The organism is Streptomyces sp. NBC_01257 (genome assembly GCF_035917255.1).
GTDB lineage: Bacteria > Actinomycetota > Actinomycetes > Streptomycetales > Streptomycetaceae > Streptomyces.
The window spans coordinates 2,565,178-2,578,113 of record NZ_CP108472.1 but is presented as its reverse complement, the minus strand read 5'-3'; the positions used below and the strand labels follow the sequence as shown (position 1 = coordinate 2,578,113).

Below are 12,936 nucleotides of genomic sequence, written 5' to 3'. Positions count from 1 at the left end.
GGGGCCGATATGTCGGATCGGGGAGGATTTTCACTGCCGGAATGTGCTCGTCCGGCACCCTCGCGTCAGGAAACCGGAAGGATCTCGCGCAGCAGTCCGGTGGTCACGTCGAAGACGAAGCCGCGCACGTCGTCGGTGTGCAGCAGGAACGGCGAGGTGCGCACGCGCTGCATCGACTGACGCACGTCCTGGTCCGCGTCGCTGTACGCCTCCACCGCCCAGGCCGGCCGCTGGCCGACCTCCATCTCCAGCTCCTGGCGGAACTCCTCGGTGATGGACTCCATGCCGCAGTTGGTGTGGTGGATCAGTATCACGCTGCGCGTGCCGAGGGCCCGCTGGCTGATCGACAGCGACCGGATCACGTCGTCGGTGACCACGCCGCCCGCGTTGCGGATGGTGTGACAGTCACCGAGCGCCAGGCCGAGCGCCTTGTGGAGGTCGAGGCGGGCGTCCATACAGGCGACCACGGCGACGCGGAGCACCGGCTTGGCGTCCATGCCGGGGTCGCTGAACTCGGAGGCGTACTGGACGTTCGACTCGACGAGCCGGTCGGTGACGGTGCCGCCGGTGCGGGCCTGGTCCGTGGCAGGGGTGTGCGCAGAAGTCGACATGGATACGACGTTATCCCTCGTCGGCGGGGCGGGCGTGCTGTGGAACGGGACAAAGAACGTCAACGGCGCTTGTTGTGAGGTAACCCACAAGCCTCACACTCGGTCACCCGCTCGGGTGAACAAAGCGAGGGCCGACGCGCTGTCGGGTTGATTGATCGGGAATCGATCGAATGGCAGGGTGGACTAAAGTGACGGGAAGTTACCGACACCCTGCACATTCCGATGTTTTCCCCGTGTGCGCGGCGTACGTACGGCCCGGCCCTCTCCCGCTCGCCGGTCGGCTGACGCCCCTTCCCCGGCGCCGGCGGACCTCCCCTTCGCGAGCGGGCGGGGACCAGGCCGTACGTGCAGCCACCCGGGACCTGAGCCTGAGAGGGCGCATGAGCCAGACCCGACACGTCCCGGTGATGCTCCAGCGGTGCCTGGACCTGTTGGCCCCGGCTCTGGAAGCACCGGGCCCGCAGCCGCCCGTGGTCGTCGACTGCACCCTGGGCCTCGGCGGACACAGCGAGGCACTGCTCTCCGCGTTCCCCGAAGCCCGGCTGATCGCCCTCGACCGGGACAAGGAGGCGCTGCGCCTCTCGGGCGAACGGCTCGCCCCCTACGGCGACCGGGCGACCCTGGTGCACGCCGTCTACGACGAACTGCCCGAGGTCCTCGCCCGGCTCGGCGTCCCCAAGGTCCAGGGCGTCCTGTTCGACCTCGGCGTCTCCTCCATGCAACTGGACGAGGCCGACCGCGGATTCGCCTACGCCCAGGACGCCCCCCTCGACATGCGGATGGACCAGACGACCGGCATCGGCGCGGCCGAGGTCCTCAACACCTACCCGCCGGGCGAACTGGTCCGCATCCTGCGGGCGTACGGCGAGGAGAAGCAGGCCAAGCGGATCGTCTCCGCGGTCGTCCGCGAACGCGAGAAGGAGCCGTTCAGCAACAGTGCCCGGCTCGTCGAACTGATCCGGGACTCCCTGCCGCAGGCCGCCAAGCGCACCGGCGGCAACCCCGCCAAGCGCACCTTCCAGGCGCTGCGCATCGAGGTCAACGGCGAGCTCACCGTGCTGGAGCGGGCGATCCCGGCCGCGGTGAAGAGCCTCGCCGTCGGTGGCCGCATCGCCGTGCTGTCCTACCACTCGCTGGAGGACCGCCTGGTCAAGCAGGTGTTCGCGGCGGGTGCCGCCAACACCGCGCCGCCCGGACTGCCGGTCGTCCCCGAGCGCTACCAGCCCCGGCTGAAGCTGCTGACCCGCGGCGCGGAGCTGCCCACCGAGGAGGAGGTCGCCGAGAACCGGCGCGCCGCCCCCGCCCGGCTGCGCGGCGCCCAGCGCATCCGCGAGGAGGAGCGATGAGCCGGCGGCGACCGGACACGTCACGGACCCGGCCCGGGGACGGAGCGGCGCGGTGAGCAAACCGGACGGCCGGCTGAAGGGGCGCGCGGCACGGCTGACCCGGCTGATGCCGTCCGGGCCGAGCACCGCGGCCCGGACCCCGTTCGTCCTGCTGGTCGTCCTGCTCCTGGGCAGCGGTCTGATCACCCTGCTGCTGCTGAACTCCGCGCTCAACGAAGGATCGTTCCGGCTGAGCGAGCTGAGGAAGCGGACCACCGAACTCACCGACGACCAGCAGGCGCTCCAGCGCGACGTCGACAGCGCGTCCGAGCCCGACGCCCTGGCCCGCCGGGCACGGGAGCTGGGCATGGTCCCCGGCGGCAGCCCCGCCTTCCTCGACCCGGACGGCACGGTCCGCGGCGTGCCCTCGGCCGCCGGCGCCGCGCCGGTCACCGCGCCGCCGCCGAAGCCCGAGGCCCCCGAGCCGCCCCCGGTCGCCTCACCGACCCCGTCCGGCCCCAGCCCTTCGCCCACCGCCACCGCCACGCCCGCCGCCACCGGGCCGAGTACCCCCGCGGCGAAGCCCGGCGCGTCCGCGAGCGGAACCGCGACGCCGAAGCCGGGCACATCGGCGAAGCCGCGTACCCCGGCAGTCCAGCCCTCCACGACCCCCGGCAGGTGACGCAGTGCCTTCCCAGGAACCACCGCGCCGTCGGGTACCCGGCCCGGCACGCCCGCGCAACGCGGGGGCCCGCTCCGGCCGCCCCCGGTCCGCCGCCCGCCCCGAGCCACGGCGACGGCCCGCCGCCGCACCGCGCGGCCGGACCCCGCGCGGCCGCTCGGGCCGTCCGCTGCGCCTCGGCAGCCCCCGGCCCCGGCTGCGGCTGGTCAGCCTCGCGCTGACGCTCGTCATGATCGCGTTCGTCGTGCGGCTCCTCCAGGTCCAGGCCGTCGACGCCAACGCGTACGCGGCCAAGGCCGAACAGAACCGCTACCTCAGCTACACCGTCGCCGCCGAGCGAGGCCAGATCACCGACCGCGGCGGCATCGCGCTGGCCACCAGCGTCGACGCGTACGACATCACCGCCGACCCCAAGATGTTCACCCCGGCCGACAGCAAGGCGCCCGACGCCCCCCAGCAGGCCGCCGCGCTGCTCTCGCCCATCCTGGGGGTCGACGCGGCCGAGCTGACGAAGAAGCTGTCGAAGCCCAAGAGCCGATACACGGTCCTGGCCCGCCGCCAGACCCCGCAGGTCTGGAAGCAGATCAAGGACCTCAAGTCCGTCTTCGCCGAGAAGGCCGAGAAGGACGAGGCGGCCGGCGGTACCGGCGCCAATGCGCTGGCCGGTGTCTTCCAGGAGTCCACCACCAAGCGGGTCTACCCCAACGGTGGGCTCGCCGCCGGGATACTGGGGTACGTCAACGCCGAGGGCAAGGGCGCGGGCGGCCTCGAATCGCAGCTGGACAAGGAGCTCGCGGGCGAGGACGGCACCATCAAGTACGCCCAGTCCGGCGGCCGCCGGGTGCCCACCGCGGGCACCAAGGAGGTTCCGGCCGTCGCCGGCTCCGACATCGAGCTGACCATCGACCGCGACATCCAGTGGGCGGCCCAGAAGGCCATCTCCGACCAGGTGAAGGAGTCCAAGGCCGACCGCGGCTACGTCATCGTGCAGAACACCCGCACCGGCGAGGTCCTCGCCATGGCGAACGCCCCGGGCTTCGACCCCAACGACCTCTCGCAGGCCGACGCCGCCTCGCTCGGCAACGCGGCCCTCCAGGACGTCTACGAGCCCGGCTCCACCAGCAAGGTCATGTCCATGGCCGCCGTGCTGGAGGAGGGCGCCGCCACCCCCGGGACCCATGTCACCGTGCCCAACCGGCTGCACCGCGGCGACCGGCTCTTCAAGGACGACGTCGACCACGCCACCTGGTACCTCACGCTCAACGGCGTACTCGCCAAGTCCAGCAACATCGGCACCATCATGGCCACCGGCCAGCTGGGGAAGACCCAGGCCGCGGCCAACAAGGTGCTCTACTCCTACCTGCGCAAGTTCGGCATCGGCTCACCGACCGGACTCGGCTACCCGGGTGAGACCCCCGGCATCCTCGCCAAGCCGCAGGACTGGTCGACCTCGCAGCAGTACACGATCCCCTTCGGGCAGGGCCTCTCGCTCAACGCGATGCAGGCCGCCTCGATCTACTCGACGATCGCCAACGGCGGAGTCCGGATCGAACCGACGCTCATCCGCGGCACCAAGGGCGCCGACGGACGCTTCACCCCCGCCGAAGCCCCCGGCCAGACCCGGGTGGTCAGCGAGAAGACCGCCAAGACGCTCGCCACCATGCTGGAGTCGGTGGTCGACGACCAGGAGGGCACCGGAACGAAGGCCAAGATCCCCGGCTACCGGGTCGCGGGCAAGACGGGTACGGCCAACCGAGTCGATCCGGTACGCGGCGGCTACCACGGCTACACCGCCTCCTTCGCCGGTTTCGCCCCCGCCGACAACCCCCAGATCACCGTCTACTGCGCCATCCAGAACCCCACCAGGGGCAGCCACTTCGGCGGCCAGACCTGCGGCCCCATCTACAAGCAGGTCATGGAGTTCGCGCTGAAGACGCTGCAGACCGCACCTTCCGGCAGTAAGCCGGCCCGGCTGCCGGTGTCCTTCAAACCCGGCGAGTGAACGCGCGGAGACCACCAGTGACAACCATCACCCCCGACCCCGGGAACCGGAACGGGAACGACCGCACCGCCGCCCCCTCACTTCGCGAGAGGCCGGGTGGGCCCGGTACGCTCACCGCCGTGCCCCACGCTGAACAGTCCCGAACCACCCAGAAGGACGCCCCTGTGAACTACCCGGGAGCGCCCCGCCCGGATCGGCTGCGGCCGACCTCCCTGGTCACGCTGGCAGCCCGGCTGGGAGTCCAGCCGCCCGGCACCGGCGAAGTCACCGGCATCACCCACGACTCCCGGGCCGTACGCCCCGGAGACGTGTACGCGGCCCTGCCCGGCGCCCGCCTGCACGGCGCCGACTTCACCGCCCAGGCGGCCGGCCTCGGCGCCGCCGCCATCCTCACCGACCCGGCGGGCGCCGAACGCGCCGCGGCCACCGGACTCCCGGTCCTGGTCACCGAGGACCCGCGGGGCCGGATGGGCGAACTCGCCACCGAGATCTACGGCCACCCCGGCACCGACCTGCTCCAGATCGGCATCACCGGAACCTCCGGCAAGACCACCACCGCCTACCTCATCGAGGGCGGCTTCCGCGGCGCCGGACGCAGCACCGGGCTGATCGGCACCGTGGAGATGCGGATCGGCGACGAGCGCATCAAGTCCGAGCGGACCACCCCCGAAGCCACCGATCTGCAGGCCCTGTTCGCCGTCATGCGCGAACGCGGCGTCGACGCGGTGACCATGGAGGTGTCCAGCCACGCCCTGGTGCTCGGCCGGGTCGACGGCTGCGTCTTCGACGTGGCCGTCTTCAACAACCTCAGCCCGGAGCACATGGAGTTCCACTCCGGCATGGAGGACTACTTCCAGGCCAAGGCGTCGCTGTTCACCCCGCAGCGCAGCAGGCAGGGCGTCGTCAACTTCGACGACGAGTACGGCCGCAGGCTGATCACCGAGGCATCCGTCCCGGTCACCACCTTCTCCGCCGAGGGCCACCCGGACGCCGACTGGCGCGCCGAGGACGTCGAGGTGGGCCAGCTCGGCTCCACCTTCACCGTCGTCGGCCCCAAGGACGAACGGGCCACCGCCAAGGCCCCGCTGCCCGGCCCGTTCAACGTCGCCAACACCCTCGCGGCGATCGTCACCCTCGCCGTCGCGGGCATCGACCCGCAGACCGCCGCGGACGGCGTCGCCGCCGTGCCCGGGGTGCCCGGCCGGCTGGAGCGGGTCGACGCCGGACAGCCGTACCTCGCGCTCGTCGACTACGCGCACAAGACCGACGCCGTCGAATCGGTGCTGCGCTCCCTGCAGAAGGTCACCGAGGGCAAGCTCCACATCGTCCTCGGCTGCGGCGGGGACCGCGACACCACCAAACGCGGCCCGATGGGCGCCGCCGCGGCGCGCCTCTCCGACACCGCCGTACTGACCTCCGACAACCCCCGCTCCGAGGACCCCCTCGGCATCCTCGCCGCCATGCTCGCGGGCGCCGCCGAAGTGCCCGTGCACGAACGCGGTGACGTCCTGGTGGACGCCGACCGGGCCGCCGCCATCGCCGCCGCGGTCGGCCGCGCCGGACCCGGCGACACCGTACTGATCGCCGGCAAGGGCCACGAGCAGGGCCAGGACATCCACGGAGTGGTACGCCCCTTCGACGACCGGGTGGTCCTGCGCGAGGCCATCGAGCGGTCCCTGGGACACGAGAGCGCCACCCACCGTGCCCCCACCCACGAGAACAACAGTCAGGGATGACCAAGTGATCGCCCTTTCCCTCGCCGAGATCGCCGAAATCGTCGGCGGGCAGTCGTACGACATACCGGATCCGGCCGTCATCGTCAGCGGGCCAGTCGTCATCGACTCCCGGGAGGTGAAGCCAGGCAGCCTCTTCGTCGCCTTCGCCGGTGAACGCGTCGACGGCCACGACTACGCGCAGCGCGCCGTCGAGGCCGGTGCGGCCGTCGTCCTGGCCTCCCGCCCCGTCGGTGTACCCGCGATCGTCGTGGACGACGTGGTGGCGGCGCTCGGCGCCCTCTCCCGGTCCGTCGTCGGCCGCCTCGGCACCACCGTCGTCGCGCTCACCGGATCCGCCGGCAAGACCTCCACCAAGGACCTCATCGCCCAGCTCCTGGAGCGCAAGGGGCCGACCGTCTACCCGGCGGGCAACCTCAACAACGAGATCGGTCTGCCGCTCACCGCGCTGCGTGCCACCGCGGAGACCCAGCACCTGGTCCTCGAAATGGGCGCCCGGTACATCGGCGACATCTGTTACCTCACCGGACTCGTCCCGCCCCGGATCGGGCTCGTCCTCAACGTCGGCAGCGCCCACATCGGCGAGTTCGGCGGCCGCGAGCAGATCGCCCAGGCCAAGGGCGAGATGGTCGAGTCCCTCCCCGAGGACGGCCTCGCCGTCCTCAACGCCGACGACCCCCTCGTCCGCGCGATGACCTCCCGGACCAAGGCCCGGGTGCTGTTCTTCGGTGAAGCCGCGGATGCGGACGTACGGGGTGAGAACGTCCGGCTCACCGAGGACGGCCGCCCCGCGTTCAGGCTCCACACACCCACCGGGTGCAGCGATGTGACCATGCGCCTGTACGGTGAGCACCACGTGTCGAACGCGCTCGCCGCGGCCGCCGTCGCCCATGAGTTGGGCCTGTCCGCAGACGAGATCGCCGTGGCGCTCTCCGAGGCGGGCACCCTCTCCCGCTGGCGCATGGAGGTCACCGAGCGTCCGGACGGCGTGACGTTCGTCAATGACGCCTACAACGCCAACCCCGAATCCATGAAGGCCGCGCTCCGCGCGCTGGCCGCCATGGGGAAGGGGCGTCGTACGTGGGCGGTGCTCGGCCAGATGGCCGAGCTCGGCGACGCCTCGCTCACCGAGCACGACGCGGTCGGACGGCTCGCCGTCCGGCTCAACGTCAGCAAGCTCGTCGCGGTTGGGGGCAGAGAAGCCTCCTGGCTGCAACTGGGCGCATACAACGAGGGTTCGTGGGGTGAGGAGTCGGTGCATGTGTCCGACGCACAGGCTGCCGTCGACCTGTTGCGCAGTGAACTGCGCCCGGGAGACGTCGTGCTGGTGAAGGCGTCCCGGTCGGTCGGCCTGGAGCAGGTCGTTACGGCACTGCTGGAGAACGCGACCGAGGGCGAGGTCGCCGGCCGATGAGGCAGATCCTCTTCGCGGGGGCCATCGGGCTCTTCCTGACCCTGGTCGGTACCCCGCTGCTGATCAAGCTGCTGGCCCGCAAGGGATACGGGCAGTTCATCCGGGACGACGGCCCGCGCAGCCACGGATCGAAGAAGGGCACGCCCACGATGGGCGGCATCGCCTTCATCCTGGCGACGATCATCGCGTACGTGCTGGCGAAGGTCATCACCGGCGAGGACATGCGCTTCTCCGGTGTGCTGGTCCTCTTCCTGATGGCCGGGATGGGACTCGTCGGCTTCCTCGACGACTACATCAAGATCGTCAAGCAGCGTTCGCTGGGCCTGCGCGCCAAGGCGAAGATGGCCGGCCAGCTGATCGTCGGCATCGCCTTCGCGGTGCTCTCGCTCCAGTTCGCCGACGCCCGCGGCAACACCCCCGCCTCCACCAAGCTCTCGTTCGTCGAGGACTTCGGCTGGTCGATCGGCCCGGTGCTGTTCGTGCTCTGGGCGCTCTTCATGATTCTCGCCATGTCCAACGGCGTGAACCTGACGGACGGTCTGGACGGCCTCGCCACCGGTGCGTCCGTGATGGTCTTCGGCGCGTACACCTTCATCGGGCTCTGGCAGTTCCAGGAGTCCTGCGCCAACGCGGCCACCCTCACCAACCCGAGCGCCTGCTTCGAAGTGCGAGATCCGCTCGACCTCGCGGTCGTGGCCTCCGCGCTGATGGGCTCCTGCTTCGGCTTCCTGTGGTGGAACACGTCGCCCGCCAAGATCTTCATGGGCGACACCGGCTCGCTCGCCCTCGGCGGCGCGCTCGCCGGTCTGGCGATCTGCTCCCGCACCGAGTTCCTGATGGCGGTGCTCGGCGGCCTCTTCGTGATGATCACGATGTCCGTCGTCATCCAGGTCGGCTCGTTCAAGATGACCGGCAAGCGCGTCTTCCGGATGGCACCGCTGCAGCACCACTTCGAACTCAAGGGGTGGTCCGAAGTCCTTGTCGTGGTCCGCTTCTGGATCATCCAGGGCATGTGCGTGATCGTCGGCCTCGGCCTCTTCTACGCAGGATGGGCAGCCAAGAAGTGAGCAACGTGGACTGGCAGGGCAAGCACGTCACGGTCGCCGGACTCGGGGTCTCCGGGATCCCGGCGGCCCGGGTGCTGCACGGCCTCGGCGCCGTCGTCACCGTGGTCAACGACGGGGACGACGAGCGCTCGCGCACCCAGGCCGCGGAGCTGGAGGCGCAGGGCATCACCGTGCGCCTCGGCGACGGGGCCACCCTGCCGGAGTCCACCGAGCTCATCGTCACCACCCCGGGCTGGAAGCCCGACAAGCCGCTCTTCACCGCGGCCGCCGAGGCGGGCGTCCCCATCTGGGGCGACGTCGAACTCGCCTGGCGGCTGCGTGGGCGGGACGGCCGGGAACCGGCCCCCTGGCTCGCGGTCACCGGCACCAACGGCAAGACCACGACCGTACGGATGCTCGCCTCGATCCTGGAGGCGGCCGGGCTGCGCACCGCCGCGGTCGGCAACATCGGGGTCTCGCTGCTGGACGCGGTCCTCGGCGAGGAGACGTACGACGTCCTGGCCGTCGAGCTCTCCAGCTACCAGCTGCACTGGTCGCCCTCGCTGCGCGCCCACTCCGCAGCCGTCCTCAACCTGGCGCCGGACCACCTCGACTGGCACGGCTCCATGGCCGCGTACGTCGCGGACAAGGGCCGGATCTACGAGGGCAACACCGTCGCCTGCGTCTACAACGTGGCGGACCCCGCCACGGAGGAACTGGTGCGCGAGGCGGACGTCGAGGAGGGCTGCCGGGCGATCGGCTTCACCCTCGGCACCCCGGGGCCCTCCCAGCTCGGGGTCGTCGACGGCATCCTCGTCGACCGCGCCTTCGTGACGAACCGGCAGAAGCAGGCCCAGGAGCTCGCCGAGGTCGCGGACGTGAACCCGCCCGCCCCGCACAACATCGCCAACGCGCTGGCGGCAGCCGCGCTGGCCCGCGCCTTCGGCGTGGAGCCCGCCGCCGTGCGCGACGGGCTGCGGGCCTTCCGCCCCGACCCGCACCGCATCGAGCACGTCGCGGACGTCGCCGGGGTGGCGTACATCGACGACTCCAAGGCCACCAACACCCACGCCGCCGAAGCCTCCCTGGCGTCCTACGACTCCATCGTCTGGATCGCCGGCGGGCTGGCCAAGGGCGCGAGCTTCGACGAGCTGGTGACCGGGTGCGCGAAGCGGCTGCGGGGCGTCGTGCTGATGGGCGCCGACCGTGCCCTGATCCGCGAAGCCCTCGCGCGACACGCCCCCGAGGTCCCGGTGACCGACCTCGACCGGACCGACACTGGGGCGATGTCCGAGGCGGTCCGCGAGGCGGCACGGCTCGCCCGGCCGGGAGACACCGTACTGATGGCCCCGGCCTGTGCCTCGATGGACATGTTCGTCAATTACAACAAGCGGGGCGAGGCCTTCGCGGACGCCGTCCGCGCACAGGCCGCCGAGAACGACTGACGGGCCCGGCCTCCACGCCGTACGGTCCCGGAACACCCGGGTACGCGCGACCGCGCCGGGGCCCGGGCCCTCGGCACCGAAGCCCCGGGCACGAGCAGTGGAGGGGACAGGGACCATGCCGGCCGAAGAGAGCTCTGCCGCACGCGGCAGGGACCGCTCACGGGCGACCTCGGCGATCAGCCGGGCGCTCCGTCCACCCCTCCTGGCGGCCGCGGGCGCACCGCTCCCCGCCGGACTCGCCCTGCGCGTCCGGCCGGCCGCCGCCTCCAGGCGGCCCCCGGCGGCCCGCTCCAGGACCTCCGGCAGCCCCCGTTCCCCCCGGGGCGGAGGCGCGCGGCGGCTGTACGAGCAGGCACGCCGGGCCTGGGACCGCCCGCTGACGGCGTACTACCTGATCCTGGGCGCCGGGCTGCTGATCACCGTGCTCGGGCTCGTGATGGTCTACTCCGCCTCGATGATCAAGGCGCTGGAGCTCGACAAGCCGGGCACGTACTTCTTCCGCAAGCAGTTCCTCGCCGCCGTCATCGGCGCCGGACTGATGGCCATGGCCGCCCGGATGCCCGTCAAGCTGCACCGGGCGCTGTCCTACCCGCTGCTGATGGGCGCCGTCTTCCTGATGGTGCTGGTCCAGGTGCCGGGGATAGGGATGTCGGTCAACGGCAACCGGAACTGGCTCTACCTCGGCGGCCCCTTCCAGCTCCAGCCCAGTGAGTTCGGCAAGCTGGCCCTCGTCCTGTGGGGGGCCGACCTGCTCGCCCGCAAACAGGACAGGCGGCTGCTGAACCAGTGGAAGCACATGCTGGTGCCGCTGGTCCCGGTCACGTTCATGCTGCTCGGGCTGATCATGCTCGGCGGTGACATGGGCACTGCGATCATTCTCACTGCGATCCTTTTCGGACTGCTCTGGCTGGCCGGAGCGCCCACCCGGCTGTTCGCCGGCGTGCTCGCCGCCGCCGGCCTGATCGCCTTCCTGCTGATCAAGACCAGTCCGAACCGGATGTCCCGGCTGGACTGCATGGGAGCCAGCGAACCGGGCCCGGGCGGCTCGTGCTGGCAGGCCGTGCACGGCATCTACGCGCTGGCGTCCGGCGGATGGTTCGGATCCGGGCTCGGTGCAAGCGTGGAGAAATGGGGCCAACTCCCCGAACCTCACACCGACTTCATCTTCGCCATCACCGGGGAGGAACTGGGGTTGGCGGGGACGCTGTCGGTACTCGCCCTCTTCGCGGCTCTAGGCTATGCGGGTATCCGCGTGGCCGGACGCACGGAGGACCCCTTCGTGAGGTACGCAGCGGGAGGTGTGACCACCTGGATCACGGCCCAGGCCGTGATCAACATCGGTGCGGTGCTCGGCCTGCTGCCGATCGCCGGTGTCCCGCTTCCGCTGTTCTCCTACGGGGGTTCGGCCCTGCTGCCGACCATGTTCGCTGTCGGGCTGCTGATCGCGTTCGCGCGAGCGGATCCCGCCGCGAAGGCGGCCCTGGCCATGCGGAGGCCCGGGGTGAGATGGAAGACGATGAGACGGCGCGTCAAGAAGCGTCCGTCCGGAGAGCGGTGAATTTCGGTGCATGTCGTACTCGCCGGTGGGGGGACCGCCGGCCACATCGAGCCCGCGCTTGCCCTCGCGGACGCCCTGCGCAGGCAGGACCCGAGCGTGGGAATCACCGCTCTCGGCACGGAGCGCGGACTCGAGACCAGGCTCGTACCCGAGCGGGGGTACGAACTCGCCCTGATCCCGGCCGTGCCGCTGCCGCGCAAGCCCACCCCTGAGCTCATCACCGTGCCGGGCCGGCTGCGCGGCACCATCAAGGCGGCCGAGCAGATCCTGGAGCGCACCAAGGCGGACTGCGTGGTCGGCTTCGGCGGCTACGTGGCCCTGCCCGGCTACCTCGCCGCCAAGCGCGCCGGAGTGCCGATCGTGGTGCACGAGGCCAACGCCCGGCCGGGCCTGGCCAACAAGATCGGTTCGCGGTACGCGCACGGGGTCGCCGTCTCCACCCCCGACAGCAAGCTGCGCGGTGCCCGCTACATCGGCATCCCGCTGCGCCGCACCATCGCCACCCTGGACCGGGCCCGGGTCCGCCCCGAGGCGCGTGCCGCCTTCGGGCTCGACCCCAACCTGCCGACGCTGCTGGTCTCCGGCGGCTCGCAGGGCGCCCGCCACCTCAACGAGGTGGTCCAGCGGGTGGCGCCGCTGCTGCAGCGCTCCGGGATCCAGATCCTGCACGTGGTCGGCCCGAAGAACGAAATGCCGCGCGTGGACAACATGCCCGGGATGCCGCCGTACATCCCGGTACCGTACGTGGACCGGATGGATCTCGCGTACGCGGCGGCCGACATGATGCTCTGCCGTGCGGGCGCGATGACCGTCGCCGAACTCTCCGCCGTCGGGCTGCCCGCCGCCTACGTCCCGCTGCCGATCGGCAACGGCGAACAGCGGCTCAACGCCCAGCCGGTGGTCAACGCCGGCGGCGGTCTGCTGGTGGACGACGCGGCGCTCACCCCCGAGTGGGTGCAGGGCAACGTCCTTCCGGTGCTGTCGGATCCGCACCGGCTGTACGAAATGTCCCGCGCCGCCGCCGAGTTCGGCCGCCGGGACGCCGACGATCTGCTGGTCGGCATGGTGTACGAGGCGATTGCCGCACGCCGAGGCGCGTGAGGCCCACGGGTCCGGGGGC

The 12,936-nt window shown here is 71.4% G+C and carries 10 protein-coding genes; 9 read left to right on the top strand and 1 reads right to left on the bottom strand.

Annotation, left to right across the window (positions count from 1 at the left end; genetic code table 11):
• Positions 1–65 precede the first annotated feature (65 nt).
• Positions 66–611, bottom strand: coding sequence for a beta-class carbonic anhydrase (locus OG408_RS10845; protein WP_266777738.1), 546 nt, complete (start codon positions 609–611; stop codon positions 66–68).
• Positions 612–991: 380 nt separating this feature from the next.
• Here OG408_RS10845 and rsmH point away from each other — a divergent pair, with 380 nt between their 5' ends.
• The 9 genes from rsmH to murG all read left to right on the top strand — a co-directional run bounded on the left by rsmH (position 992) and on the right by murG (position 12,917).
• Positions 992–1,957 carry a 16S rRNA (cytosine(1402)-N(4))-methyltransferase RsmH gene (rsmH, locus tag OG408_RS10840; RefSeq protein WP_266777736.1) on the top strand — a complete coding sequence of 322 codons (966 nt, stop codon included), beginning with the start codon at positions 992–994 and terminating at the stop codon, positions 1,955–1,957.
• A gap of 106 nt (positions 1,958–2,063) precedes the next feature.
• Complete coding sequence (locus tag OG408_RS10835; protein WP_285565400.1) at positions 2,064–2,618, top strand: cell division protein FtsL; 555 nt, start codon at positions 2,064–2,066, stop codon at positions 2,616–2,618.
• Between the two features lie 4 nt (positions 2,619–2,622).
• Entirely contained in the window at positions 2,623–4,620 is a 1,998-nt protein-coding gene (locus tag OG408_RS10830; protein WP_326669568.1) for a peptidoglycan D,D-transpeptidase FtsI family protein, read from the top strand.
• Positions 4,621–4,637: 17 nt separating this feature from the next.
• Positions 4,638–6,356, top strand: a complete 1,719-nt coding sequence (locus tag OG408_RS10825; protein WP_266777732.1) for a UDP-N-acetylmuramoyl-L-alanyl-D-glutamate--2,6-diaminopimelate ligase — start codon at positions 4,638–4,640, stop codon at positions 6,354–6,356.
• Between the two features lie 4 nt (positions 6,357–6,360).
• A complete protein-coding gene (locus OG408_RS10820; RefSeq protein ID WP_266777730.1) occupies positions 6,361–7,767 on the top strand; it encodes a UDP-N-acetylmuramoyl-tripeptide--D-alanyl-D-alanine ligase in 1,407 nt (468 codons plus the stop codon).
• Positions 7,764–8,834, top strand: a complete 1,071-nt coding sequence (gene mraY / locus OG408_RS10815; protein ID WP_148017737.1) for a phospho-N-acetylmuramoyl-pentapeptide-transferase — start codon at positions 7,764–7,766, stop codon at positions 8,832–8,834. The genes OG408_RS10820 and mraY overlap by 4 nt, the downstream gene beginning before the upstream one ends.
• Positions 8,831–10,258 (top strand): UDP-N-acetylmuramoyl-L-alanine--D-glutamate ligase, encoded by a 1,428-nt coding sequence (gene murD / locus OG408_RS10810; protein WP_266786091.1) that lies wholly within the window; start codon positions 8,831–8,833, stop codon positions 10,256–10,258. The genes mraY and murD overlap by 4 nt, the downstream gene beginning before the upstream one ends.
• A gap of 115 nt (positions 10,259–10,373) precedes the next feature.
• Positions 10,374–11,816: a putative lipid II flippase FtsW gene (gene ftsW, locus OG408_RS10805; protein ID WP_285565324.1), complete on the top strand. Its 1,443-nt coding sequence runs from the start codon at positions 10,374–10,376 to the stop codon at positions 11,814–11,816.
• Positions 11,817–11,822: 6 nt separating this feature from the next.
• Positions 11,823–12,917, top strand: a complete 1,095-nt coding sequence (gene murG, locus OG408_RS10800; protein ID WP_148017738.1) for an undecaprenyldiphospho-muramoylpentapeptide beta-N-acetylglucosaminyltransferase — start codon at positions 11,823–11,825, stop codon at positions 12,915–12,917.
• Positions 12,918–12,936 lie beyond the last annotated feature (19 nt).